The 24,696-nt window shown below is 62.9% G+C and carries 29 protein-coding genes and 4 tRNA genes; 24 read left to right on the top strand and 9 right to left on the bottom strand.

The annotated features are described in order from the left end of the window. The first annotated feature begins 38 nt into the window (after positions 1-38). On the top strand, positions 39-461 hold the full coding sequence (locus LVD11_RS15795; RefSeq protein ID WP_237060565.1) for a hypothetical protein: 423 nt from the start codon (positions 39-41) through the stop codon (positions 459-461). Here the strand turns inward: LVD11_RS15795 and LVD11_RS15800 are convergent. After that, positions 449-1,267 (bottom strand): glutaminyl-peptide cyclotransferase, encoded by an 819-nt coding sequence (locus LVD11_RS15800; RefSeq protein ID WP_237060567.1) that lies wholly within the window; start codon positions 1,265-1,267, stop codon positions 449-451. The genes LVD11_RS15795 and LVD11_RS15800 overlap by 13 nt on opposite strands. A gap of 12 nt (positions 1,268-1,279) precedes the next feature. On the opposite strand from LVD11_RS15800, the gene LVD11_RS15805 reads away from it, so the two are divergent. Further along, positions 1,280-1,927, top strand: a complete 648-nt coding sequence (locus LVD11_RS15805) for a DUF502 domain-containing protein (protein WP_237060569.1) — start codon at positions 1,280-1,282, stop codon at positions 1,925-1,927. Between the two features lie 27 nt (positions 1,928-1,954). On the opposite strand, the gene mnmC is transcribed toward LVD11_RS15805, so the two are convergent. The 4 genes from mnmC to LVD11_RS15825 form a co-directional block, all read right to left on the bottom strand. Then, positions 1,955-3,964 carry a bifunctional tRNA (5-methylaminomethyl-2-thiouridine)(34)-methyltransferase MnmC2/FAD-dependent 5-carboxymethylaminomethyl-2-thiouridine(34) oxidoreductase MnmC1 gene (gene mnmC / locus LVD11_RS15810; RefSeq protein ID WP_237060571.1) on the bottom strand — a complete coding sequence of 670 codons (2,010 nt, stop codon included), beginning with the start codon at positions 3,962-3,964 and terminating at the stop codon, positions 1,955-1,957. Then, positions 3,961-4,485: a flavodoxin FldB gene (fldB, locus tag LVD11_RS15815; protein WP_237060573.1), complete on the bottom strand. Its 525-nt coding sequence runs from the start codon at positions 4,483-4,485 to the stop codon at positions 3,961-3,963. Before fldB ends, mnmC begins: the two co-directional genes overlap by 4 nt. 19 nt (positions 4,486-4,504) lie before the next feature. After that, a complete protein-coding gene (gene trmL / locus LVD11_RS15820; RefSeq protein ID WP_237060575.1) occupies positions 4,505-4,969 on the bottom strand; it encodes a tRNA (uridine(34)/cytosine(34)/5-carboxymethylaminomethyluridine(34)-2'-O)-methyltransferase TrmL in 465 nt (154 codons plus the stop codon). A 91-nt stretch (positions 4,970-5,060) separates the two neighbouring features. Continuing rightward, the gene (locus LVD11_RS15825; protein ID WP_237060576.1) at positions 5,061-5,591 is read right to left on the bottom strand and encodes a glycine cleavage system transcriptional repressor; all 531 of its coding nucleotides are present in this window, start codon (positions 5,589-5,591) and stop codon (positions 5,061-5,063) included. Between the two features lie 234 nt (positions 5,592-5,825). On the opposite strand from LVD11_RS15825, the gene LVD11_RS15830 reads away from it, so the two are divergent. The 4 genes from LVD11_RS15830 (at position 5,826) to LVD11_RS15845 (ending at position 8,017) form a co-directional block, all read left to right on the top strand. Beyond that, the gene (locus tag LVD11_RS15830; RefSeq protein WP_237060577.1) at positions 5,826-6,128 is read left to right on the top strand and encodes an MTH1187 family thiamine-binding protein; all 303 of its coding nucleotides are present in this window, start codon (positions 5,826-5,828) and stop codon (positions 6,126-6,128) included. A gap of 20 nt (positions 6,129-6,148) precedes the next feature. Continuing rightward, positions 6,149-7,063, top strand: a complete 915-nt coding sequence (locus LVD11_RS15835) for a class I SAM-dependent methyltransferase (protein ID WP_369413327.1) — start codon at positions 6,149-6,151, stop codon at positions 7,061-7,063. An 83-nt stretch (positions 7,064-7,146) separates the two neighbouring features. After that, complete coding sequence (locus LVD11_RS15840; RefSeq protein ID WP_237060578.1) at positions 7,147-7,371, top strand: YheU family protein; 225 nt, start codon at positions 7,147-7,149, stop codon at positions 7,369-7,371. Further along, a complete protein-coding gene (locus tag LVD11_RS15845; protein ID WP_237060579.1) occupies positions 7,364-8,017 on the top strand; it encodes an alpha/beta family hydrolase in 654 nt (217 codons plus the stop codon). Before LVD11_RS15840 ends, LVD11_RS15845 begins: the two co-directional genes overlap by 8 nt. An 8-nt stretch (positions 8,018-8,025) precedes the next feature. Here the strand turns inward: LVD11_RS15845 and LVD11_RS15850 are convergent, their stop codons facing one another. Further along, complete coding sequence (locus LVD11_RS15850) at positions 8,026-8,325, bottom strand: antibiotic biosynthesis monooxygenase family protein (RefSeq protein WP_237060580.1); 300 nt, start codon at positions 8,323-8,325, stop codon at positions 8,026-8,028. A 134-nt stretch (positions 8,326-8,459) separates the two neighbouring features. On the opposite strand from LVD11_RS15850, the gene tusA reads away from it, so the two are divergent. Then, positions 8,460-8,693: a sulfurtransferase TusA gene (gene tusA / locus LVD11_RS15855; RefSeq protein WP_237060581.1), complete on the top strand. Its 234-nt coding sequence runs from the start codon at positions 8,460-8,462 to the stop codon at positions 8,691-8,693. Positions 8,694-8,726: 33 nt separating this feature from the next. Here the strand turns inward: tusA and LVD11_RS15860 are convergent, their stop codons facing one another. Continuing rightward, a complete protein-coding gene (locus LVD11_RS15860) occupies positions 8,727-9,413 on the bottom strand; it encodes a hypothetical protein (protein WP_237060582.1) in 687 nt (228 codons plus the stop codon). 303 nt (positions 9,414-9,716) lie between these two features. On the opposite strand from LVD11_RS15860, the gene LVD11_RS15865 reads away from it, so the two are divergent. The 5 genes from LVD11_RS15865 to LVD11_RS15885 are packed head-to-tail and all read left to right on the top strand — an operon-like array spanning position 9,717 to position 14,458. Further along, a complete protein-coding gene (locus LVD11_RS15865) occupies positions 9,717-10,298 on the top strand; it encodes an elongation factor P hydroxylase (protein WP_237060583.1) in 582 nt (193 codons plus the stop codon). Further along, positions 10,295-11,236: a 5'-3' exonuclease gene (locus tag LVD11_RS15870; RefSeq protein ID WP_237060585.1), complete on the top strand. Its 942-nt coding sequence runs from the start codon at positions 10,295-10,297 to the stop codon at positions 11,234-11,236. Before LVD11_RS15865 ends, LVD11_RS15870 begins: the two co-directional genes overlap by 4 nt. Then, positions 11,233-12,366: a 4-phosphoerythronate dehydrogenase gene (locus LVD11_RS15875; RefSeq protein WP_237060587.1), complete on the top strand. Its 1,134-nt coding sequence runs from the start codon at positions 11,233-11,235 to the stop codon at positions 12,364-12,366. Before LVD11_RS15870 ends, LVD11_RS15875 begins: the two co-directional genes overlap by 4 nt. Then, positions 12,363-13,502, top strand: coding sequence for an ATP-NAD kinase family protein (locus LVD11_RS15880; RefSeq protein ID WP_237060588.1), 1,140 nt, complete (start codon positions 12,363-12,365; stop codon positions 13,500-13,502). The genes LVD11_RS15875 and LVD11_RS15880 overlap by 4 nt, the downstream gene beginning before the upstream one ends. Continuing rightward, positions 13,499-14,458, top strand: coding sequence for a class I SAM-dependent methyltransferase (locus tag LVD11_RS15885; protein WP_237060590.1), 960 nt, complete (start codon positions 13,499-13,501; stop codon positions 14,456-14,458). Before LVD11_RS15880 ends, LVD11_RS15885 begins: the two co-directional genes overlap by 4 nt. A gap of 25 nt (positions 14,459-14,483) precedes the next feature. Here the strand turns inward: LVD11_RS15885 and LVD11_RS15890 are convergent, their stop codons facing one another. Both LVD11_RS15890 and LVD11_RS15895 read right to left on the bottom strand, forming a co-directional pair. Beyond that, complete coding sequence (locus LVD11_RS15890; RefSeq protein WP_237060592.1) at positions 14,484-14,882, bottom strand: hypothetical protein; 399 nt, start codon at positions 14,880-14,882, stop codon at positions 14,484-14,486. A gap of 14 nt (positions 14,883-14,896) precedes the next feature. Further along, a complete protein-coding gene (locus LVD11_RS15895) occupies positions 14,897-16,111 on the bottom strand; it encodes a pyridoxal phosphate-dependent aminotransferase (RefSeq protein ID WP_237060595.1) in 1,215 nt (404 codons plus the stop codon). Positions 16,112-16,242: 131 nt separating this feature from the next. Here LVD11_RS15895 and msrB point away from each other — a divergent pair, with 131 nt between their 5' ends. The 12 genes from msrB to LVD11_RS15955 all read left to right on the top strand — a co-directional run bounded on the left by msrB (position 16,243) and on the right by LVD11_RS15955 (position 24,648). Continuing rightward, entirely contained in the window at positions 16,243-16,656 is a 414-nt protein-coding gene (msrB, locus tag LVD11_RS15900; protein WP_237060597.1) for a peptide-methionine (R)-S-oxide reductase MsrB, read from the top strand. Next, complete coding sequence (locus LVD11_RS15905; protein WP_237060599.1) at positions 16,653-17,408, top strand: DUF1499 domain-containing protein; 756 nt, start codon at positions 16,653-16,655, stop codon at positions 17,406-17,408. Before msrB ends, LVD11_RS15905 begins: the two co-directional genes overlap by 4 nt. Before the next feature lie 186 nt (positions 17,409-17,594). Then, a tRNA-Glu gene (locus LVD11_RS15910) sits at positions 17,595-17,670 on the top strand. 2 nt (positions 17,671-17,672) lie between these two features. Further along, positions 17,673-17,748 (top strand) — tRNA-Gly (locus tag LVD11_RS15915). Positions 17,749-17,867: 119 nt separating this feature from the next. Next, a tRNA-Glu gene (locus tag LVD11_RS15920) sits at positions 17,868-17,943 on the top strand. Between the two features lie 40 nt (positions 17,944-17,983). After that, a tRNA-Gly gene (locus LVD11_RS15925) sits at positions 17,984-18,059 on the top strand. A gap of 171 nt (positions 18,060-18,230) precedes the next feature. After that, positions 18,231-19,601: a patatin-like phospholipase family protein gene (locus tag LVD11_RS15930; RefSeq protein ID WP_237060601.1), complete on the top strand. Its 1,371-nt coding sequence runs from the start codon at positions 18,231-18,233 to the stop codon at positions 19,599-19,601. A 139-nt stretch (positions 19,602-19,740) separates the two neighbouring features. Continuing rightward, positions 19,741-20,673, top strand: a complete 933-nt coding sequence (locus LVD11_RS15935) for an ABC transporter ATP-binding protein (RefSeq protein WP_237060603.1) — start codon at positions 19,741-19,743, stop codon at positions 20,671-20,673. Further along, a complete protein-coding gene (locus LVD11_RS15940; RefSeq protein ID WP_237060605.1) occupies positions 20,673-21,446 on the top strand; it encodes an ABC transporter permease in 774 nt (257 codons plus the stop codon). The genes LVD11_RS15935 and LVD11_RS15940 overlap by 1 nt, the downstream gene beginning before the upstream one ends. An 85-nt stretch (positions 21,447-21,531) precedes the next feature. Then, the gene (queF, locus tag LVD11_RS15945) at positions 21,532-22,374 is read left to right on the top strand and encodes an NADPH-dependent 7-cyano-7-deazaguanine reductase QueF (RefSeq protein ID WP_237060607.1); all 843 of its coding nucleotides are present in this window, start codon (positions 21,532-21,534) and stop codon (positions 22,372-22,374) included. 217 nt (positions 22,375-22,591) lie between these two features. Continuing rightward, positions 22,592-23,128 carry an HdeD family acid-resistance protein gene (locus tag LVD11_RS15950; protein ID WP_237060609.1) on the top strand — a complete coding sequence of 179 codons (537 nt, stop codon included), beginning with the start codon at positions 22,592-22,594 and terminating at the stop codon, positions 23,126-23,128. A 128-nt stretch (positions 23,129-23,256) separates the two neighbouring features. Beyond that, entirely contained in the window at positions 23,257-24,648 is a 1,392-nt protein-coding gene (locus LVD11_RS15955) for an alpha/beta hydrolase (RefSeq protein WP_237060611.1), read from the top strand. Positions 24,649-24,696 lie beyond the last annotated feature (48 nt).

Raw genomic sequence — 24,696 nt, forward strand, 5'->3', positions numbered from 1 at the left:
TATAATTGACCGCCGCAGACATAGACAAGGATAAGCCTATGCGCGTTGTAATTATGGTTTCCCTGCTGGTGGGGGTTCTCGCAGGATGCGTTTCCACCTCTCCGCGTCACCTGGTCCAGTCGGGCCTCGCCGATACCCACCTGGGATGGCAGCCTGCGCCGGAAAACCAGTTGGCATTCTCTCTCGCCACTGCTTCGGGCATTGCCAGGATTGAGTTCCGGCCACTGCCGGAGGAGCTCGAGGTCCTGAGCCTGGATATGCCAGGGATGGAAAAAGTGGAGGGGGTCCAGTGGCTGGGCAGCGACGGCGACCACGCCGTGTTGTTCAGCGGTATCCCGGGAGCCGCCGGCGTTACCCTGGAACGCAAGGCCCGGGGATTTCGCCTGGTGATCGCCGGTGAGGCCCTGGATCTGGTTCGCGGCGGTGGTGTGCTGACCGTTATCGATTACTACCGGGGCTGATGGCCGGTTGCGTTGCCGCCCCGCTCCCCGGCTGCTTTCCCATCCTCGCTAAACCCCAGGCCCTGCGGCCGGATAAGGTAGAGCTGTCGCCAGTATTTACCGGTCACCCAGAGCGCATTCCGGCTGCGGTCCCAGGCGATGCCGTTGGCCACGGTGCCCGGCTGCGGCGAATCCGGCTGTAGCGCCGCCAGGTCCACCTGCCCGCGCACTTCCCCGGTCTCGGGATCGATGGCAATGATCCGGCTGTCCTGCCAGATATTGGCCCATACCAGTCCGTGGGCGTATTCCAGTTCATTCAGGCGCGACCAGTCGGCATCGCCGCCGTGCACCTGCAGGCGGCGCTGGATGGCAAAAGTGTCCGGGTCGCGAAAGGTGAGTTCGTCACTGCCATTGCTCATGATCAGCTGCCTGCCATCGGTGGTCAGGCCCCAGCCCTCCCCCGCGTAGTGACGTGTACCCAGCCGGGACAGGTCGTCGCTGCGGTAGAGTTGTAATTCCCCGGCCCTCCAGGTCAGCAGGTAAAGCCGTCCATCCAGCACCGCCAGCCCCTCCGCGAACCGGTTGCCGGACAGCCACTGCCGGCGTACCGGTGGTCCGCCCGGATCGGTATACTGGGCCAGCCACGACTGTCCATAGCGGCCACTGCTCTCCCACCAGCGCTCGCCATCGTAGTAGAGCCCCTGGGTGAAATGGTCGGCGCCGCGCGCCCGCTGTTCCAGCAGGGTGTAGTCGCTCTGCGGCACCGGCGTCTTGGCGAGTGCGCCGCCGGCGAGCAGCGCGGCGATAACTGTGATCAACTTTCGCATCAGAACCTGCATATGACCCGAGTAAAAACGTTTGTCACCCTGACCCTTCTCGGTGGCCTGGCGGTGGTGTTGCCCATTGTGATTTTTGCGCTCCTGTTCCAGTGGCTGTTCGGGCAGGTCAGCGACCTGGTGGCGCCGGCGGTCCAGTGGCTGGAATCGCATACACAGCTCAAGGATACCCTTGCCAGGCTGGTGGTGATAGCGGTGATCCTGGGGGCCTGTTTCCTGATCGGGCTGGTGGTCAAGACCAGCGTCGGCCGCTGGCTGCACAAGCATATCGATCTCTGGCTGGGGCGCCTTGCGCCGGGCTACAACACCATCAAGGACCTGGTGCTGCAATTTATTGGCGGTGGTGGCGGTGAGGGGGTGCTGTCTGGCCAGGTGGCACGCGTGCGTATCCACGGCGTGGACAATCCGCTTTCGGTCACCGCGATAGTCACGTCCCAGCATGATAACGGCGATTACACCGTGTACGTGCCCACGGCTCCGGTGCCTACTTCCGGCTTTGTATTCCATGTGCCGCCGGCGTGTGTGGAGTTCCTGCCCCATGTCAGCGTCGAGGCGGCGATGAAGTCCATCGTTGCCTGTGGCTCCGGGAGTGGCGCACTGCTGTCCGGCAGTGTCCCATCCCCGGATGCGGCGGCTCCCTTACAGGGCTGATTATCCCGGTGGCGTATGGAGCCGGTTTCAGTCGTGGCGGTTCTTGCTCAATGCCCGGATCGCAAACCTGGCCGGGTGTAGCGCCTTCACCAGTTCAGCGCTCAGCGGCATGGGGCGCCCCAGTAACCAGGATGCAATCGTCTCCGCAGCCAGCGGGGCATAGGTAAAGCCCCGCGAGCCCAGCCCACCGAGGACGAACAGGCCTGGGTAGTAGGGCGTGGTCCGGGGAATCAGTTGCTTGCGGTTCTTGCGCAGTGCCCCGTAACTGGCCTCCAGCTTGTCCCAGCGGGGTACCGGGCCGGCCATGGGCAGGTAATCCGGCGTGGCGGCGCGCACGGCGGCACGCCCGACGAGGTGCTGCGGGGCAAACTCCCGGGCCACCTGCGGCACCATGCCCGCCAGGGTGTCCAGGTTTTCCCGGTGTTCGGTATCCCGTGTCTCCGTGCCCGTCTCGCGCAACTTGAACGTGGCGCCGAAACTGTGCCAGCCGCCGGCGGCTGGTGCCAGGTAGCCGGCGCCGCAGAGCACCCGTTGTAACCTGCGTGACGATTCGCCCTCTGCGGCCCGGGAAACCTGGCCGCGAATCGGGTTCAGCGGCAGGGGGGCAGTCTCCGGAAAGCCCGCCAGGCCCGTGGCGCTGCAGACCACGACTGCACCGGCATGGTACTCGACCTGTCCGGCACGCAGGGTCCAGCCACGGTGACCATTCCGTTCGAGCGCATCGATCCGGGTATTGCATTGCAGCTGGATATTTTCGTGGGCGAGCAGGGCCTCGCAGACCCGGCGCGGTTCCAGCCAGCCGCCCCCGGGGAAATACAGCCCGCCGAAGTCCAGCGGCAGGCCCGCCAGTTCGCCGGCCTCGCGGGCGTCCACCAGGCGGGCCAGGCCCGTCGCATCGTGATGGCGCAGCCAGTCGGCCACCTGTGCCTGCAGTGCCGCTTCCTTTTCTGTCTGGGCCAGTTGCAGCATACCGCAGGGATGGAACACGTCCGGGCAGTAGCGCCGGTAGTAACGCAACGCGAACATCAGCGCGTGCAGGTTGAAGTCGCCGTTGGGGCCCGGTTTGGGGGAAAGCTTGGCATACAGGATGCCCTGGTCATTGCCGGATGCAGCCGCGCCCGGGTGGGCGCCCTGCTCGAATACCATCACCCGATGGCCCTGTTCTGCCAGGTTGCGTGCCACTGCGGCCCCGGAGATACCGCCACCGATCACTGCCACGGCAGCACAACCCTTGCCAGGGGATTTTCCAACTGGTGGCAGGTGCCACGGGGTTGCCGAGAATCCGGGCTCTGGCTCTCTCGCACTGGCGAGACGGCCGCGCAGCATTTCGCGCTTGCGGCCGAAGCCCGGCACCTTCTCGATCCCGAAACCGGCTTCCTTCAGGCCGCGCTTGACCAGCCCGGCGCAGGTAAAGGTGGCGAAGGTAGCCTCCGGGTGACTGAGCGTGCTGATCTCGCGAAACAGGGCCTCGCTCCACATGGCCGGATTCTTGGATGGTGCAAAGCCGTCGAGGAACCAGGCATCCACCTGCCGGTCCCGCGCCGGGTCCTCCAGCCGCAGGGTACGAAAGGCTTCGCTGGCCTCGCCGATGACCAGGGTGAGGCTTACGCGGTCAAACAGCAGGCGGTGAACACCGGGGGCCAGTAGGGGAGGATAGGCCTCCACCAGCTGGTCGGCGTAGCGCGCCAGTTGTGGCCACAGCGACAGCGCCCGGGGCAGGTCGCGGGGATGGAGCGGGTATTTCTCCACCGAAATGAAGTGCAGGTGCGCATCCGGGGGCGCTGTCTCTTCCCAGAGGGCGCGGGCGGCAAGGAAGTTGAGCCCGGTGCCGAAGCCGGTCTCGCCGATAGTGAACGTCGCGGAAGCCGGAAGGTGCCGCCAGCGTTCCCCGAGCCCGTTTTGCTGGAGGAACACATAGCGGCTTTCGTCCAGGCCCGAGGCACTGGAAAAGTAGACATCGTCAAACGCGCGCGAGAGCGGCTGGCCGTCTTCGCGCCAGAGGATGTCCGCGTGTTGGCTGGCGGGCCGGTCGGTCACTGCTGCAGCCCGAACTCGCGCATGACCTGCTCGCACCAGCGGGCAACACGATCTTCCGTCAGGTCGAACTCGTTTTCCTCGTCCAGGGCCAGCCCGACAAACTGACTGCCGTCTTCCGTCAGGCCCTTGGACTGCTCAAACTCGTAGCCCTCGGCCGGCCAGTAGCCGACCGCCTTGGCGCCCTGTGCCAGCAGCTGGGCGTGGAGGTAGCCCAGGGCGTCCTGGAACCACTGGGGATAGCCCTCCTGGTCGCCAAGGCCGAACAGGGCGACAGTCTTGCCCTGCAGGTTCAGTTCGGCCAGCGCATCCCAGACCTCTTCCCAGTCCTCCTGCAGTTCGCCGTAATCCCAGGTGGGGATGCCGAAAATCAGGAAGTCGTATTCTTCAGCCTGGCGAATGTCATCCTCTGCCACATTGTGCAGATCAATCCACTCGGCGCCGATGCGGTCGCGGATTTTCTCCGCCGCCATTTCCGTGTAACAGGTACTGGAGCCGTAAAACAGTCCGATAGGTGCAAGCATAATCCGATTCAGTTCCGGGTTATTGGGCGCCGGCGAAGCCGAGCTGGCGCCATGCCTCGTAAATGACGATGGCCGCGGCATTGGACAGGTTGATGCTGCGGCTTTCAGGGCGCATGGGGATTCTCAGGGTGTTTTCCGGGCCGGTGGCGGCGAGGAAATCAGTGGGCAGGCCACGGGTCTCGGGGCCAAACACGATGGCATCTCCATCGCGGTACTGGATTTCCGTATGGGGCCGCTGCCCTCTGGTGGAGAGAGCCAGAACCCGCGATGGTTGCTCGCTCTCCACAAAAGCCCCCCAGTCGCGGTGGCGGACGACGCGGCTGTACTCGCCGTAGTCGAGCCCGGCGCGACGCAGGCGCTTGTCGTCCATGGCGAAACCCAGCGGCTCAATCAGGTGCAGCTCCGCCCCCGTATTGGCGCACAGGCGAATGATGTTGCCGGTATTGGGAGCGATTTCAGGTTGGTACAGGACGATCTTGAACATTGCGTCGGCTTGTCGGCGGCATCATGGCGGCCGGCGCGGGGCTGCGGCCCCGGGAAGGGCCGCCCCCTTCGAGGCGCGAATTATTTCACAGTTACTGGGGGGAGGCGATCTCCTCGCAGTCGATTTCCACCCCGAGCTCGTCCGCGATGCTGTCCAGCTCGTCCTGCAGACCGTCCAGGTCCATATCGCCAGCCACCTGAATCACGCATTCGGCGGTAAACAGCGGCTCGCCACTCCAGGGCGTGCTGTCGTAGCCGGTGTCCAGCTGCTCCATATTGATTTGCCGGGCGGCCAGGGCGCGGGAGATCTCCCGCACAATGCCCGGACGATCATTGCCCACCAGTTTGAGGGTCAGTGTCTGTCGGTCGCCGGCAGCCACGGCGGTGGCTTCCTCGATCTGGAGCTTATAGCCCTCGGCGGACAGCGCTACCAGGGCGTCTTTCAGTGGCTGGCAGGAATCACTGGGTACGCTGACCCGCAATATACCGGCAAACTTGCCGGCAAAGTGCGCCATGCGGCTGTCCTCCCAGTTGCCTCCCTTGTCCGCGATCACCGCAGAGAGCTTCTCCACAACTCCGGGCTTGTCGTCACTGATGAGAGAAATCACGAGATGCTGTTGCATGGCAGGGTCCTTCAGGTTAATTCCGCAAGCTGGCGCCTGATCTTTCAGGTCACCGGCCGATGGCCGGCCATTAGTATGGGCCAGGCGGCCGGGTTACACTCAACCTATTGTAGCGACTGGCGGCGCGCCTGATAACTGCCTGGCACCCGAGTTGGTTGCCGGTGCGATGGATGTGTGCAGGCGGCGCCAGTCCAGTGCGAGAGTGGAACCAGCATTGAGCGGGAGAGGCGGGCTATGAAAGTCCATGCAGACTTGTGTGTGATTCCCATTGGGGTCGGCGTATCGGTCGGCGAGTACATTGCAGAGTGCCAGCGGGTTCTTGAAGAAGCGGGGCTCGAGCATCGCATGCATGCCTACGGAACCAATATCGAGGGAGACTGGGACCAGGTGATGGCAGCGGTAAAGCTTTGCCACGAACGCGTCCATAATATGGGCGCGCCGCGTATCAGTACCAGTCTCAAGTTGGGAACCCGTACCGATCGCGCGCAGTCTTTACAGGATAAACTCGACAGTGTGGAATCGAGACTCAACCATTAGAACTCACAGGAGGGAGTTATATGAAAATCAAAAAGTTTTCAGCCGGACTGGCATGTGCAGCGCTGGTGCTGGGCACCGTTGGCTGCTCTGAAAAAGAGAGCGCGGACGGCCAGGAAATGGAGAGCATGCAGGCCTCTGAGAGCAGCACCATGGAGCAGCCGGCGGAGTCCGGCAGTGAGGCGGTGGAAGGCGCCGATCTCGAGGCCGTGATCGCGGGCGATCACCGCACGCCGAAATATGCCGAGCGTGACCAGTTCCGTCACCCGGCCGAGACCCTGAAATTCATGGGTATCGAGCCCACCATGACCGTGGTGGAAATCAGCCCGGGCGGTGGCTGGTACACCGAGATCCTGGCGCCGTACCTGAAAGATGCCGGTACCCTCTACGCGGCGCATTTCCCGGCGGACAGCGAGTCGGGATACTTCAAGAAATCCCTCAAGGGTTTTGAGGAGAAGGTAAAGGGTGACAGCGACACCTATGGCGCCATCAAGATGGCCGAATTCGATCCGGCCGATGGTTCGCTGGAGAATGTACCCGAAGGCAGTGCCGATGCCGTGGTGACTTTCCGTAACGTACATAACTGGATGGGTGGCGGCAAGGAGCAGGAAGCCTTCAACAACTTCTTCGCCGTGCTGAAGCCTGGCGGCGTGCTGGGGGTTGTGGAGCACCGCGCGAAGCCCGGAACCAGCAAGGAAGACATGAAGAAAAGCGGTTATGTCACCCAGGATTACGTGGTTGAGCTGGCGGAAGGCGCTGGCTTTGAGTTGGAAGAGGCGAGTGAAGTCAACGCCAACCCCAAAGACACTGCGGATCACCCGAAAGGCGTCTGGACCCTGCCGCCGTCCCTGCGCCTCGGCGAGGAAGACCGGGACAAGTACCTGGCCATCGGCGAAAGCGATCGTATGACCCTGCGCTTCCGCAAGCCGGCCGAATAAACCCGGCCCCATTGCCGGCACCGGGTATCCCCAGTGCCGGCCCTGTTTTTACGTAATTCTTACCGGCAGTTTCCGTTTTTCCCATGATTATTCCCCACCAGCAACTGGACCCCGGCACCTTGCAGAATCTGCTCGAGGAGTATGCGACCCGCGACGGCACCGACTACGGCGAGCGTGAAGTCAGCCTTGAAGACAAGGTGGCGAGCCTGCGCCGGCAATTGCAGTCCGGTGACGTGGTTATCTGGTTCGAGCCAGGCGATGAATCGGTCAATCTGGTACTGGCGCAGGACCTGCCGGACGATGAGTGAATTCCTGGTCGATGCCCCGGCCGGTACTCCCCGCGCGCGCTTCCTGTTCGCCCACGGCGCCGGTGCGCCGATGGACAGTGACTTTATGGTGGCAATCAGCTCGGCGCTGGCGGGGCGGGGCATAGAAGTTGTGCGCTTCGAATTTCCGTATATGGCACAGCGTCGCCGCGGGGGCAAGCGGCGGCCGCCCAACCCGGTGCCGCAGTTACAGGAGTATTTCCGCGAGGTGCTGGCCGAAGTGGATGATCGCCAGCCGGAACTGCCATTGTTTGTCGGTGGCAAGTCCATGGGCGGACGCCTGGCGAGTATGCTGGCTGACGAGTACCGGGAGGGGGGTGTGATCGAGGGGCTGGTGTGCTTCGGGTACCCTTTCCACCCGCGTGGTAAGCCGGACCGGTTGCGGACGGAACACCTGCGGGAAATGGCCTGCCCGGCGCTGGTGGTGCAGGGTACCCGGGACCCGCTCGGTAGCCGGGGAGAAGTGGAAACTTACGGACTGTCACCGTCTATCCGCGTGCAGTGGCTCGGGGACGGCGACCATGACTTTCGCCCGCGCCGTGCCAGTGGCTTCACCCGGGATGGACACTGGCGATCGGCGGCTGATGCCGCCGCTGGTTTCATGCTGGGGCTGGCTTCCGGAAGCTGAGGCGCCTGTTAATCCGCTCCCTCGAGAATCGTGATGCGTTCGGGCTCGGCCAGCATGGGGCGCAGCAGCGACATCTGCGCGCGCCGATCCTCGCTGGTATACCAGTGCTGCCAGTGAATCTCTGACTGCCACTTGGACAGGGTAAAGCGCCGCAGCGGATCTTCCTTGGACTGGTACGTGTGGCCCTCGATAAAGCCCACGGTGCGGTATGCATGGGTAAGCAGCTTGCGCGCCGCCTCTTCGTAAGCGCTGCGCATATCCTCTGCGATGTGTCGCTCGATCAATACGTAGATCATCTTCTCTCTCATGTTTACCCGGAGTGCTGCCGGGACAGGGAGCTTGGATTCTACCCCGGTCACCCGGTGGCGGGCCGGGCATATTGGCCGCCGAAACGGGCAAATTTGCAGGTGACGTCCCTCCAGAAATTTCCGACAATAGCACCATGAAGCCAGATCATACCCTCGATGCCCGCGGCCTGCTGTGCCCCGAGCCCGTCATGATGCTGCATGCCGCGGTGCGCAAGGTCGCGCCGGGAGAAGTGTTGCAGGTCATCGCCACAGATCCCTCCACCCAGCGGGACATACCCAAATTCTGCCAGTTCCTGGGCTACGAACTGGTGGAGCACCGGGAAGAGAGCGATGAATTCCTGTACTGGATAAGGAAGGCGGAGGATTGAGGCGGGCGGTCGTGGGACCGCCCGCCTGGGCTGTTACGGATTGGTGACCAGTGCCGCAATAGCGGCGAGGGCCTCGGGGTCTTCCGACTTGATCTTGTTGGCGATGTGGTGCTGAAAGAAGTAACGGAAATCTGTCGCTTCCTGGGCCGGGTAAAGGCACAGGTCACCCGGCAGCACCGGAGTGGTGACGACGCTGTCGTGATCGATCAGCATGCCGTGGATCTCACCACTGGCGTGCAGGCGCCAGCTCACCACCTCTGTCAGGGTCAGGTTCTCCCTTGGTTCATCCATGAATACCGCATGGGTGCCTATGGTGTCAGGTATTTCCTGCAGCACCTCATTGGCCTTGTTGCTCTCGTACTCGAAATATTCCGCCGCAGTCTCCAGCTCGACAATTTTGTGGATCGGGGGCTCGTGGAAAATTTCCTCGATGCCCGGGTCGTAATAGCCTTCAAAGCGTCCGTCCAGAGGGTCCTTGATCTCGGGGCAGGGGACAATGGAGTTCAACCAGGGGACAAGACCAACAATCTCGCCATTTGCCTTGAGGCCCCAGCACAGGATTTTGAGGCTGTAGAGGTCTGAGCCGCTGGAGCTGTTGGAGTAGAGCATTTCGAGGCCGTCCAGCTCCGGCGACAGGCGGATAAAGCGCCTGCTCGCAGAAGTCTCGATCGGCTCGCCGGTGAAGAGGTCAACCACGTTGGAATTACTGTGGTCGGTCATGGAGCACCTCCTTGCAGGGCCGGTTATGGTGCCGGAGGGCGTTTTACTACTTGTTCCCTCCATGAAGGACCCGGGTCCGGGTGGGCGCCATTACCGGAGTCCCTGCTACTAAAGGTATATCCTGGTTTCACTAAATACAACCGGCATGCAGTGCCGGGCGGGGAGGCGCGCCGCGCCAGTGAGCCTGTTTACGCCGGCTCCGCCCCGGTTTTCGGGGGAGACAGGGAAAGCCGCGCCCTTGATCTACGCCGCCCGGTTGCTATAGTCCGCCGCTTTCCCGTAAACCTGCTTGTGGAGCCACCCTTGACCGCCGAGTCCCGAGCCGATGACGTCGCCGTGGCCTACCCGGTTGCCGAGCGCATTGTTGCTGTTTTCAACCGCTGTTTTGCGGCCCCGGACCCGCTCAACACCCGTCTCTGCGGTGGGTGCGAGGAGCCCTTCTACCGCCCCGCAGGAGACGGCGGCAGCCATCACTGTATCGAATTCACCCGGGACTACCCCGCCAGTGCGTTGCACGAGGTGGCCCATTGGTGTGTGGCCGGCCCGGCCCGCCGCCAGCAGCCGGATTACGGTTACTGGTACGCCCCGGATGGTCGCTCAGAGTCGCAGCAGAGACTTTTTGAGCAGGTTGAGGTGCGACCCCAGGCACTGGAGTGGCTATTCGCGCGGGCCTGCGGACTGCGTTTCCGGGTCAGTGCCGATAACCTGGCGAATGGGCTGGGGCCCAGCGAGCAGTTCCGGCGCGATATCTGGCGCCAGGCACGAGAGTATTGTCGCGACGGCGTCAACGGGCGCGCGCGACGCTTTGCCCTCGCGCTGGCGGCGGAGTTTGGCCGCCCGTCGCCTTTTTCCGCGGATCTCTACCAGCTGGAGCATCTCTCGTGAGCGGCTTTCCCGGTGGCGAAGCCGGTGGCAGTACGCTGCTGGTGGATGCCTCTGTATATATCTTTCGCTATTACTTCGCCCTGCCGCCCAACTGGACCAGCCGCAGTGGCTACAGTACCGAGGCGGTTTACGGCTTCACCAATTTCCTGCTTGACCTGCTGGCACTGCGGCCGGCGCGCATCGCCTGTGCATTCGATGAGTCCCTGGGCAGCTGCTTTCGCAACGATATCTATCCCGATTACAAATGCAGCCGCGCCTTGCCGGACGAGGCTCTCGCTTTCCAGCTGGTGGCCTGCCGGGAGATGGCGGAGGCGGTGGGGATTGCCAGCTTTGCCAGTGAGCGCTACGAAGCGGACGACATCCTCGCCACACTGACACGGCTGTGCCGTGCGCACGGGCCGGTTGTGGTCAGTCGCGACAAGGACCTGGGGCAGCTGCTCGACCGGGGGGCCGCCTCCCTGTGGGACTTTGCCGCTGATCGCCATCTGGACGCGGCGGCCCTGAGGGCGCGCTTCGGTGTCGCACCCGGCCAGATTGCGGACTTCCTGGCACTGGTGGGCGACCCCGGCGACGATATCCCCGGTGTACCGGGGGTGGGGCCCAAGACTGCCGCACAACTGCTGGCCCACTACGACAGTGTCGATGCCCTGCTGGACAATCCCGCCGGGGTAGCGGACCTGCCCGTGCGGGGGGCGAAGGGGCTGGCGGTGAAGCTGGCGCAACATGCCGGGCAGATTGCCATGGCCCGACGCCTGGCAGCCCTGGAGGAGCGGGTACCCCTGGGTAGTAGCGCCAGTGAGTTGAGCTGGCGCGGCGCCGACATAGAGCTGGCGCAGGCGCTGGCGGAGGAGTTCGGTATCGGCGGCCTCAAGGTTAAAATCGGGCGGATACTCGCCGGCAGCGCCGGTGACGCGACCCTAAACAAGGAGACAGTGTGAGCCAGCGACCACTCAGTATTGTTGCCGACGAGAATATCCCGGCCGTGGAGGCCTGCTTCGGGGACCTGGGGCAGGTTACCCGGGTACCCGGTCGCAACCTGCAGCCATCCCAGCTGGTGGATGCCGATATCCTGCTGGTCCGCTCCGTGACCCAGGTAAATAGCGAGCTGCTGGCCGGCACGCCGGTACGTTTCGTGGGCAGCTGCACCATCGGCACGGATCACCTGGATACCGATTGGCTGGAAGGCCACGGCATCACCTGGAGTGCGGCCCCGGGCTGTAATGCCAATTCGGTGGTGGAGTATGTGTTCTGTGCCCTGTCCGCGCTGGGCGTCGACTGGCGCGAGCGCAACTTTGGTATTGTCGGCTGCGGCAATGTGGGCGGCCTGTTACAGCGTCGCCTGCAGGCCCTGGGGGTCGATTGCGCCGTCTACGATCCCTGGTTGCCGGACAACCCTGATTCCGCGTCACTGCACTCGGTGCTCGAGCGGGACGTGGTCTGCCTGCACGCGCCGCTGGTGCGCGGCGGCCCGCACCCGAGCCATCACCTGCTGGGTGCTGACGAGATAGCGCAGCTGCACGATGACGCTGTACTGGTCAGTGCCGGTCGTGGCGCTGTGGTGGATAACCGCGCGCTGCTCGAGCGCCTGCGCTCCGGCAGCGGGCCCTCGACGGTGCTGGACGTCTGGGAAAACGAGCCGGATATCGACCTGGAGCTGCTCCGGCACGTGGATATCGGCACGCCGCATATTGCCGGTTACAGCCTCGACGGCAAGCTGGCGGGCACTCGCATGGTGCGCGCCGCCCTGGATCGCTTCCTGGGCAGCACCGGCACAGCAGCGCAAGAAGCAGGCCGGGACCTGAATGGCGGGGTGTTGGAATGCCCGCGCGAACAGGGTTTCGCGGCAATGGCCGGGCTGCTGCTGCAGGTTTACGACCCCCGCGCCGACGATCGGCGCCTGCGGGCAGTGGCGGAGCGGGCGGTTGCCGGTACCGAGCCGATGGGACTGGGGTTTGACCGCCTGCGCCGGGAGTATCCGGAACGGCTGGAGTTCTCTCATTATCGCATTGACGACGCCGCACTCGGGGATGGGGAGCGGCACCAACTGGCAGTACTGGGATTGTTGTGAAACTGAAGAAACTGGGATTGGTAATCAACCCCTGGGCGGGCGTCGGTGGCCCGGCGGGCCTGAAGGGCAGCGATGGCGCCGACACTGTACAGCGGGCACTGGAAGCCGGGGTGGAGCCTCAGGCACAGAAGCGTGCGGCCACCGCCCTGGCCGGGCTGGCGGATTTCCGTGAGCGGCTGCAGATTCTCTGTTTTGCCGGCGACATGGGGGAGACCGTCGCCCGCGATGCGGGGCTGTCGGTGACTGTAGTGGGCGACGCGGAGAGCAATCCCTCCACGCCGGCGGACAGCGAGCGCGCCGCACAGGTGATCCGCGACAGCGGCGCCGACCTGATCGTATTTGTCGGCGGCGACGGCACGGCCCGGAATATGGTGAATGCGCTGGGTGACGATTTTCCGGTGCTGGGCATTCCCGCCGGGGTAAAGATGCATTCGGCCTGTTTTGCCATTTCCCCGCGTGCCGGCGCCGAGGTGCTGCGCCGGCTTATGGCCGGGGAGCTGGTGGACCTGCGTGAGCGCGAGGTGCGCGATATCGACGAAAAATCGTTCCGCGAGGGCAGGGTGAGCACCCGCCATTACGGGGAGCTGCTGGTGCCCGAAGAGGGGCATTTCCTGCAGGCGGTCAAAAACGCCGGCCGCGAGGTGGAGGAGCTGGCTGTGGCGGATATCGCCGCCGATGTGGTGGAGGATATGGACCCGGACACCCTCTATGTTGTCGGGCCCGGTTCCACCACCCTGGCGATCCTCTCAGAGGCCGGCTGCGAGGGAACCCTGCTGGGGGTAGACCTGTTGCTGGATGGTGCTCTGGTGGCTGTGGATGTCGGGGCGGCGGAGATCGAGAAAGCCATCGACGGGCACCGGGGGCCCGTCAGGATTATCCTCACGGCCATCGGTGGCCAGGGCCATCTGCTGGGGCGTGGCAACCAGCAGTTTTCCCCTGCGGTGCTGCGCGCTGTGGGGCGGGACAACCTCATCGTTGTGGCCACCAAGACCAAGGTTACCGAGTTGGGCGGCCGGCCACTGCTGGTGGACAGCGGTGATGCCGAACTCGACGAGCAGTGGAGCGGGTTTATTCGTGTGGTCACCGGTTACCGGGATGCGATCCTCTACCCGCTCAGCAATGGAGATTTTGAATGACCATGACTGACTGGGAGCCCCTGCTGGAACAGGTTGGGGAAAAGCTCGAGCAGGATCGGGTCGCCGCAGGGCAGGGGATTCCGGACAGTCGCCGGCTGTTCCACGGTCGCGGCCGCCGCTGGCCGGGCCTGGAGCAGGTGTGCGTGGATAGTTTCCACCCGGCACTGCTGGTCAGCTTCTTCGAGCCCCACGAGGGGGAGGAGGCTCTGTGCGAAGCCTTGTGGGCGCTGGCCGAGCCTTATGGCTACCGGGGTGTGGCCGCGCAGCGGCGCTACCAGCAAGGGGCGCCGGTGGCGTGGCCTTGCGGCCTGCCGGTGGCTGAGCCGGTGGCCCGTCGCGGTGAGCTGGCCTTCCCGCTGACCTTTGCGCGCCAGAACGTGGGCTTTTTCCTCGACATCGAACCCGGCCGGCAGTGGCTGGAACAGCAGGTGCGGTCGCACCTGGCGGCGGGCGCTGACCTTAAAATGCTTAACCTGTTCGCGTTTACCTGTGCCTTCTCGGTGGTGGCGCGGGCCTGCGGCGATTTGAAAGTGGTGAATGTGGACCTGAATGGTGGTGTACTCAAGCGGGGTCGCCAGAACCACAGCTTCAATAACCTGCCGCAGAAGGGGATCCAGTTCCTTAAAATGGATGCCCTGCGGGAGTTCGATCGCTTCGACCGGCGCGGCCCCTTCCAGCTGGCGGTGGTGGATCCGCCCACGCGCCAGAAGGGCCGGTTCGATGTCAATGAACACTATGACGAGCTGTTGCCATTGCTGCCTGACTGCCTGGCAGACGAGGCCGACCTGTTGCTGGTGATGAATTCGCCCGGCCACAGCGAACAGCTGTTCCGCGACATGATCGAGCGTGCCGACTCACGTTATGAGATCGTGCAGCGGCTGCCGCAGAATCCCGACTTCCCCGATCGCGACCCGGATGCCGCGCTGAAAATGCTGCACGTGCGTTTCCGCCGCTAACCTCTCGCGCTGCCCCGGCCCGATGTCAGGGCCGGGCCATCTCGTGCATCAGGTGTTCCATCAGTTCCTGAATCTGGGTCGAGGAACCCGTGCGCATTACCTGGTCGAGCCGGTGTGCGTTGCTGATACCGTCACCATCGCGGCGTACCAGCAGCAGGAATGCGCTGTGGGTTAGGCTCGCTTCTTCCACCGCCTCCTGGCGTACCAGCTGGGTGAAATGGATATAACCGCTCTGCTTCAGCCAGGTCATGGCGCCCAGGCAGGCCAGGTGGCGCGGCGAGTGCAAGCCGAATTCGTCGGGGGTATCGGGTCCCGCAATATCCTCCACATACACCGTAGCCGGTGCGGGAAACTGCAGAAACAGCGCCAGCAGGGTGCGGCCGGCATCGCGGTAAAAATCGTGTATGTGCAGGTCGTCCAGCATATCCAAGTTTCGGTTTATCCCGTGTAACGCTCGAGGAAGTTGCCCAGCCGCCCGATAGCGTCGGACAGGTCGTCGACGCGGGGCAGGAAGACAATGCGCAGGTGATCGGGGGCATCCCAGTGAAAGGCGCTGCCCTGCACCAGCAGGATCTTCTCCTGGCGCAGGAATTCCAGCACCAGCTGCTCGTCATCCTTGATGCGGTGATGGTCGAGGTGAATCCGGGGAAACAGGTAAATGGCTCCCTTTGGTTTTACGCAGCTGACCCCGGGGATATCGTTCAGCATATCCCAGGCCAGGTCGCGTTGCTGGCGCAGGCGGCCGCCGGGCAATACCAGGTCGTTGATGCTCTGGTAGCCCCCCAGTGCGGTCTGGACCGCGAACATGGCCGGCACATTGCCACACAGCCGCATGGAGGAGAGGATATCCATGCCCTCGATAAATCCCCGGGCCCGGTGGCGGGCGCCGCTGACAATCATCCAGCCGGAGCGGAACCCGGCCAGGCGGTAGGACTTGGACAGGCCGTTGAAGCTCAGGCACAGCACGTCCTCGGCCAGGCTGGCCATGGGGGTGAACTCGGTGTCGTCGTACAGGATCTTGCTATAGATCTCGTCGGCGAAGATCACCAGGTCGTGCTGGCGCGCGAGCTCCACGATCTCTTCCAGCAGCGCACGGGGGTACACGGCACCGGTGGGGTTATTGGGATTGATGACTACAATTCCCCGGGTCCGTGGTGTTATCTTTGCCCGTATGTCGTCGATATCGGGTAACCAGTCCGCCTGCTCGTCGCAACGGTACAGAACCGGGTTCGCGCCGGTGAGGTTGGTGGCGGCCATCCACAGCGGGTAGTTGGGCATTGGCAGCAGGAGTTCATCACCATCGTTGAGCAGTGCCTGGGTGGCCATGGAAATCAATTCGGATACACCGTTACCCAGGTAGATATCATCGATATCGACATTCGGGATCCCCAGGGTCTGGCATTCCTGCATGATGGCCTTGCGGGCGGCAAACAGCCCCTTGGATTCCACATAGCCCTGGGCCAGGGACAGGTTGTGAATGACATCCTGGATAATTTCATCGGGGGCGTCGAAACCGAAGGGGGCCGGGTTGCCGATATTCAGCTTGAGGATGCGATGGCCTTCCTCCTCCATCCGGTAGGCATGCTCCATCACCGGGCCACGGATTTCGTAGCAGACGCCGTGCAGCTTTTCCGATTTCAAAATGTCCTTCATGGTGAGTCGGGTAATCCTTGGCAAGATGGTAAACGTAGGATGTTGCTCACAGGCGATGATGATGGCCGGGCGGGCCGGCATCACCCGTATGCGGGGTTCCCACTGCGGTAACTGATTAGGGACAGGAGAGTATGTCAAAAGAGAAAGACGATAACTACTGGCGCGATCGACTCACCGATGAAGAGTTCCATGTCTGCCGCAAGGCGGGTACAGAGCGGCCCTTCTCCGGTGAATACTGGGACTGTTTCGAGGACGGCACCTACCGCTGCCGCTGTTGCGGCGAAGTGCTGTTTCACTCGGAATCCAAGTTCGATGCCGGTTGCGGTTGGCCGAGTTTCGATGCCGCGATTCGCAGTGGGGCGGTCGAGGAGCGTCCGGACAATTCCCTGGGGATGCAACGTATCGAAATTCTCTGTGCCAGCTGCAATGCCCACCTGGGCCATGTATTCCCGGATGGCCCCACGGAAACCGGCTTGCGCTACTGTGTCAATTCGCTGTCGGTGAAACTGGATCCGGACAATCCGGATAAAGGGGACAAGCAATGAGAAATACCCACTGGAGTCGCTGGCTGGTGCGCATCCAGCTGCTGCTGATTGCCGTTATCTTTGTGGCAGGGCTGGCGCTGCGACTGGAGCTGGTCCATTTCAGGCTGGTATTCCAAGTGTTCAAGTATGCCGGGCTGGCGGCACTGGGGATGGCCCTGGCCAGTATGCTGGTGTTTATCTGGGGCCTGGTAAAGCGCCATGCCGATGCCCGGCGGGCGGCCCTGTGGGCTGTGGTGCTGGGCCTGCTGCCGGTGGCCGTGCCGCTGCTGACCGTGGGCAAGAGCAACTTTGGTGTGCCGCCGATACACGATATCACCACCGATCTCGGCAACCCGCCGGCATATCGGGCGGTCCTGTCGCTGCGCGAGGAGGGCGATAACAGCGCCGAATACGATGGCGAGGAAGTGGCCCGGCAGCAGCGGGAGGCAGATATCTATGAGGATATCCGGCCGCTGGACCTGGACCTGCCGGTCGCGCGGGTGACCGCGATGGCGGCGCAGGTGGCGGAGGACCTGGGCTGGCGGATTGTGGCCCGGGACGACGAAACCGGTCACCTGGAAGCGGTCGACCGGACCCCGCTGCTGGGATTCAGTGATGATGTGGTGGTACGTGTGACCCGGGTGGAAAAGGGGGCCCGGGTGGATGTCCGTTCCAGCTCCCGTGTGGGGATCAGTGATCTCGGTGCCAATGCCGAGCGGATCCGGCGATTCCTTGGGGAGCTGGAAGAGTTCGCCGCAGAACAGGGCCAGTAAGTAGGCGGGGGCACCGCGGTGCTCCGGAACTGGGGTTCGGGTAAGTGCCTGACTATAAAAGAAAAAAACAGGAATTTTTTTTCGATCGGGTGTTGACAGCTTCCCGGGTGCTCCATAGAATGCGCCCCACTTCTGACGCACAGCGGATCACTGAGACGCCAAGAGTGCTGAGGAAGGAGATCTTGGGTCCCCTTCGTCTAGAGGCCTAGGACACCGCCCTTTCACGGCGGTAACAGGGGTTCGACTCCCCTAGGGGACGCCATTGCGGGAATAGCTCAGTTGGTAGAGCGCAACCTTGCCAAGGTTGAGGTCGCCGGTTCGAACCCGGTTTCCCGCTCCAGTTTCTTTCGTGACGATGTGATTCAATATCCTGTCGATACGAAGAATACCAAGGGGCAACCCGAGGTAATGCCACGGCAGTGTGGCAGCACAAGGTGTAGAAGCCTGTGCAAGTTTTCTGTCCCCATCGTCTAGAGGCCTAGGACACCGCCCTTTCACGGCGGTAACAGGGGTTCGACTCCCCTTGGGGATGCCAATACGGCCCGGCAGCAATGCTGCCGGGCCAACCTGAAAAAGCGGGAATAGCTCAGTTGGTAGAGCGCAACCTTGCCAAGGTTGAGGTCGCCGGTTCGAACCCGGTTTCCCGCTCCAGATAGAAAAGCCGCTCATTTGAGCGGCTTTTTTATTTTCCGCCCACGTCACTACTAATCCCTTTTCCCTTTCTGGATCCAGGAAACGCGCACCGCGCCAGCGGAAGCCGTGCCTATACTTGCAGCCGGAAACGACCGCCCGGCGATATTCGCGGGGCCATGGAGGAAGAGAGTGACAGTGCGCAGGGATGCCCCGGTTGTCATTGCACGCATCGTGGTAGCCGGTCTCTTGCTGGCATGTACGGCCTGTTCCTATATGCCGGAGCAGGCAGCTCCGCTGGCGCGGTGGTCGCCGGAGCGGAATGCGGCGGCGCGCGAGAGGATGAGCGGTGACCGCTCCACCGAGATTGCCGTGCTGCTGGCCTTCTCCGGCGGCGGGACCCGGGCAGCCGCACTGTCCTATGGGGTCCTCAGGGAACTGGACCGGACGCCGGTACGCACCTCCGCCGGTCAGCGCACAATGCTGCAGGAGGTGGACATGATTTCCTCTGTATCCGGCGGCAGTTTCACCGCAGCCTATTACGGCCTGTACGGCGAACGGATTTTTGCCGATTACGAGGAGCGCTTCCTGCGCCGGGACGTGCAGGGGGAGCTGGTCCGGCGGGCCCTGAGCCCCTCCAACTGGCAGCGCCTCGCCAGCCCGACTTTCGGCCGCATCGACCTGGCGGCGGAATACTACGATGAGCTGCTGTTTGACGATGCCCCCCTGGGCGCACTGGTCAGGCCCGGTGTACCCAGGGTGGTGATCAACAGCACGGACCTTGCCACCGGTGAGCGCGTGCCGTTCGTGCAGGAAATGTTCGATCTTTTCTGCCTGGACCTGGAAAGCTATCCGCTGTCGCGGGCAGTGGCCGCTTCCTCGGCGGTGCCGCTGGTGTTCTCGCCGGTCGCGGTCCAGAATCACGCCGGTAGCTGCGGTTTCCGGCAGCCTGCCTGGGTGGACCGGGCCCTGAAAGATGACCAGCTCACTTCCAGGAAGATTGCCGCGCGCAGTGTGAAGGGATACCTGGATCGGGAAAGGCGGCCGTGGCTGCACCTGGTGGATGGAGGAATTTCCGACAACCTCGGGCTGCGCAGTTATTACCGCACCATTACCCTGACCGCGGACCCGGCGGTCAATTCCAGGCTGCTCCCTCATCTCAACGCGCGCCATATCCTCATGATACTGGTCAATGCCAATTCACATCCCCACCGCGAATGGGCGGAGGAGGCGCATTCACCGCCGTTCCTGGAAGTGGCGGGCAGTGTCAGTGGCAGCCAGATACAGCGGTTCAGCGACGACACCATACTGATCACCCGGAAGATGTTTGAGCAGTGGGTGGATGAAAACTCGACACCGGATCGGCCGGTGACCTTCCACTTTGTGGAGGTGAGTTTTGACCGCGTGAAAAGTGATGCTGACCGGCAGTACCTCAACAGTATCGGCACCACATTCCGCCTGACGGATACAGAAGTTGACCGCCTGATCGCAGCTGGCCAGCGGGTCCTGGCCGATTCCCCGCCCTACCGGGATTTCGTGCGGCTGGTGCAGGGCGCGAGGTAGACGTCCCGGTCCCTGCGGTAGTCCGAATGGGTGAGCCGCTTGCTTCAATCCCCCGCCGGGGAAAACCCCCATAGTTTGTCCGGTTGCAATGTGGAGGCTAAGGGCGTTGAATATGCGCCCTTATCCGCAGGAGGATTCAATGACAGCTGCGCTCTCCATTCGCAACCTCGAGAAAACCTACGACAACGGCTTCCAGGCCCTGAAAGGCATCAGCTTCGATGTGCAGCCGGGGGATTTCTTTGCCCTGCTGGGCCCCAACGGTGCCGGCAAGTCCACCACCATCGGGATTATCTGCTCCCTGGTGCGCAAGACTGCAGGCAGTGTGTCGATATTCGGGGTGGATATCGATAAGGATTTCGCAGCAGCCAAGCAACTGCTGGGCGTGGTGCCGCAGGAATTCAATTTCAGCCAGTTTGAGAAGGTGTATGACATCGTCTGCACCCAGGGCGGCTTTTACGGCATGCCGCGTAAACTGGCGGAAGAGCGCACCGAGAAGTACCTGAAGCAGCTGGGGCTGTGGGACAAGCGCAGTGTGCAGGCGCGTATGCTGTCGGGCGGCATGAAGCGGCGCCTGATGATCGCCCGCGCGCTGATCCACGAACCCCGGTTGCTGATCCTGGACGAACCCACCGCGGGTGTGGATATCGAACTGCGTCGCTCCATGTGGACCTTCCTGCAGGAGATCAACGCAGAGGGCACCACGATTATCCTCACCACCCACTACCTGGAAGAGGCGGAGAGCCTGTGCCGCAATATCGCCATTATCGACAACGGTGATATCGTCGAGAACACTTCTATTCGCTCGCTGCTGAAAACCCTCAACCGGGAAGTGTTTATCCTCGATGTGCGGGACACCCTCGAAGCCTGTCCCGACCTGGGTGGCTTCCACGGCCGCTTGCTGGACGAGAACAGCCTGGAAGTGACGGTGGAAAAAGGCCAGTCGCTGAATGACCTGTTTAGCCGGTTGGGAGAGCAGGACGTGGCAGTGGTGAGCATGCGCAATCGCGCCAACCGACTCGAAGAGCTGTTTGTGTCGCTCCTGGAAGAAGAGCGGCAGGGAGGGGAAGCGTAATGCATACATCCGCAGTCTGGACTTCGTTTTCCACCATCCTGCGCCGCGAGGTGCGCCGGTTCACCCGCATCTGGCCACAGACACTGGTGCCGCCGGTGATCACCATGTCGCTTTACTTTATTATCTTCGGTTCCCTGATCGGCAGCCGCATCGGCGAGATGGGCGGCTTCTCCTATATGGAATTCGTGGTGCCGGGGCTGATCATGATGGCCGTGATCACCAATTCCTATTCCAACGTGGCCTCGTCCTTTTACAGCGCAAAATTCCAGCGCAATGTGGAGGAGCTGCTGGTGTCGCCGACCCCCAACTGGGTGATCATGGCCGGCTATGTGCTGGGCGGCGTTTCGCGGGGCCTGATCGTCGGCTTCGTAGTGACGTTGATCGCCCTGTTCTTCACCGACCTGAGTGTGCAGCATCTGGGGATGACCGTGGCCATTGTGTTCCTGGCGGCAGTACTGTTCTCGCTCGCCGGCTTTATTAATGCCATCTTCGCCAATAGTTTCGACGATATCTCCATTATCCCGACTTTCGTACTGACGCCGCTCACTTATCTCGGTGGGGTCTTCTACTCGATCGAGTTGCTGTCACCGTTTTTCCAGGCGCTGTCAAAGCTGAACCCCGTGCTGTATATGGTGAACGCCTTTCGCTACGGCGTGCTGGGGGTTTCGGATATCAATGTCGCCTGGGCTTTCGTTGGGGTTCTGGCCTTTATTGCACTACTGTTTGGCTGGGGATTGCACCTGATGTCCCACGGAAAGCGTTTGCGCCACTGACCGGGCGGCCGCTGTGCCGCACACCGGTTCCCCATAGATGCGTGTGTCAGCCTGCCTGCGGGCGAACACCCAGAGCCTGAGACTGATGGAAAGAGAAGACTGGCAGAACCTGCCCCTGGGGCAGGAAACCCGTTACGAGTCGCAGTACAACCCGCAACTGCTGCACCCGATCCCGCGGCATGTGTCCCGTGCCCACCTGGGTGTCATGGAGGGAAACCTGCCGTTTGTCGGGTACGACGAATGGTGGGGCTTTGAACTGTCGTGGCTGAACTGTAAGGGTGTGCCGCAGGTGGCGGTGGCCAGGTTCCGTTTTCCGGCTACCAGCCCGCAGATGGTGGAATCCAAGTCCTTCAAGCTGTACCTGAACTCCCTCAACCAGACGGAGTTCGGTTCCCGCGATGAGGTGCGGGATACGTTGGCCAGCGACCTCTCCCGGGCTGCCGGCGCGGAGGTGGGTGTTACCCTCCATGATGTGGCCAGTGAAGAGCTGGCGGTGCACCAGCCCAGGGGCTTCTGTGTGGACCAGCTGGATATCGAAACCCATCGCTACCAGCCGGATGCGGCGCTGCTGAAGCTCGACTCCAAGGGGGGCGCGGAAGGGCACATTGTCGAAGAAACCCTGTACAGCCACCTGCTGCGTAGCAACTGTCCGGTGACCGGCCAGCCGGACTGGGCGACCGTGTTCGTGCATTACCAGGGGCCTGCGCTGGACCGGGAGGGATTCCTGGCCTATGTGGTTTCATTCCGGGAGCACCAGGATTTCCACGAGCACTGTGTCGAGCGGATTTTTTGTGACCTGGATGCCCTGGCGCAATTCAAGTCGCTGACAGTCTGCGCCCGCTATACCCGCCGTGGTGGCCTGGACATCAATCCCCTGCGTAGCAAGAAAGAGGGCGCCGAGTTGCCGCCGCGCCTGGCCCGGCAGTAATCCCCGTCACTCTCCCGGGCCGGTTCGCTGCCGGTGCCCGGCAAGCCCGATTCCCCTCCCTGTCCAATACCCTGGTCGCCCCTGGCACGCTGTTCCCTGGCTCGGGATGACTCACCGGACAAATTCTTGCCCGGGCCCTTCGCGCTGGTCTACGGGGAGCTTTACTACGTTAAGGGTTTAGGGTGTGTTAAAGCGATTGATCGTTAAGGTAATGATTATGGGTGACGCAACCGAGCCGGGCGATTCCCGGCAGGGCAGGTCGATGACACTGTTGGGAATCCTGACCGTCATTCTCGGTATCCTGGCAATCCTGGCCCCCAGTGTTACCGGGTTTTCCATTGCGCTGCTAATCGGCGCGCTGGTTCTGGTCGGCGGTGTGTTCCGCCTGGTCTGGGCCTTCCGGGCCGGGAGCCTGGGCAAGGGGCTGATCGGGGTTGCACTCGGTGCACTGACCATCCTGGCGGGCGTCATCCTGCTGGCAAACCCCATTATTCTGTCAGGCAGCCTGACGATCCTGCTGGCAATCTATTTCCTGGTCGACGGCGTCGTCGAGCTGGTAGCGGGATTCAGTGCCGGCGGCGCCGGTAACCGCGGCTGGCTGATCATTGGCGGGGCGGTATCGATCCTGCTGGGGATACTGCTCTGGAGCCAGTTTCCCTTTTCCGGGGTCTGGGCGCTGGGGATTCTGTTCGGAATCAAGCTGTTCTTTATCGGCATGATCATGATTACCGGTGGCAGGGTGTTGCGTGCCTGAGCAGAGGGCTGGCGGCCCCGCCAGCGGCGCGTTCCCGTGGCCGTCCCGGGTGGCAGTCCCAACGACAGCCTGGTGCGATGCTGGGTAAAGCCATAACACTGTTCACCGCAGTGATTGCCGGTGTCTTTTTGACTCTGGCGGTCGGGCTGGCGCTCTATATCGAGCGCTTGCCGGACCTGCGGGTCTGGCACACCGCAGCCCTGGACGCAGAATACACCCGGGATTCCCCGGTGTCGGATTTTGCCGAATACCTGGCCCTGGAAGAGCGCCTGTTTGCGCAGCTGGATCGTGAGGTATACGCGCGCACCGAACCCGCAGGAGCACATACCGTCAATCGTTATCGACGGGGCAGCCTGGCGGATCCTGGCCGCTGGCCAGTCGACTGGAACCGCAGTTTCCTGTGGGAGCCCGAGCAACCAGCACGCGCGTCTGTCCTGCTGCTGCACGGGCTCACCGACGCCCCTTACAGCCTGCGTCAGCTGGGCCAGCATCTGCACCGTGCCGGCGCGAGGGTTCTGGGCCTGCGGATACCGGGCCACGGTACCGCCCCGTCGGGATTGGTGTCCGTCACCTGGCAGGACATGGCGTCGGCGGTCAGGCTGGCTGTGCGCCACCTGGCCGCCGCCCCGGATGCGGGGCCCATTCATATTGTGGGTTATTCCAATGGCGCGGCCCTGGCGGTCCACTACGCGCTGGCAACGCTGGAGGATGCGGAGCTGCCGCGGGTCCGGAGCCTGGTGCTGCTCTCGCCGGAAATCGGTGTCTCCCGTATCGCTGCACTGGCGGAGTGGCAGGCACGGCTCGGGAGGTTCCTGGGAATCGAGAAATTGCAGTGGGACAGCGTGCATGCGCTGGAATACGAACCCTTCAAGTACGGTTCCTTCGCGGTGAATGGTGGCACCATCACCCACCAGATTACGGACGCAATCCAGCGTCGGGTCCGCCGGCTTGCCAGTGGAGGTGGCTTACAGCAGATGCCGCCGATCCTGTCGTTTTCATCGGTGGTGGATGCGACGGTAGAGGCCACAGCGGTGGTGGGAGGCCTTTTCAATTACCTGCCGGAAGGTGGGCATGAGCTGGTGCTGTTTGATATTAACCGGCAATCGGACGTGGAGCACCTGCTGACCTGGAGCCCGAGCCGTATGATCGCCACGTTGCGGGACGTCCCGCGTCGGCACTACGGCCTGACGGTGGTGACCAATGCTGGACCCGGGACGCCGACAGTGGTGGCACGACGATGGGAGGCGGGGCTGGGCGTAAGTCACGACAAAGAGCTCGCGCTGTCCTGGCCTGCCGGGGTGTATTCGCTCTCCCATGTGGCCTTGCCGTTCCCGCCTGCGGACTACATCTATGGCGGCGCACCACCCGGCCCCGGGCCGGGCATACAGCTGGGCAACCTGGCGCTGCGCGGCGAGCGCGGGGCACTGGCGATCAGTGCCTCGGCACAGTTGCGGCTGCGCTGGAACCCGTTTTATGACTGGCTTGAAGAGCGTGCCACGGCATTTATGGCCCTGGACTGACCTGGGCTGGGATAAACGGGGTGATGCAGGGGTGAGAGTAACAACGCG

The organism is Microbulbifer sediminum, from assembly GCF_021729035.1.
GTDB classification, from domain to species: domain Bacteria; phylum Pseudomonadota; class Gammaproteobacteria; order Pseudomonadales; family Cellvibrionaceae; genus Microbulbifer; species Microbulbifer sediminum.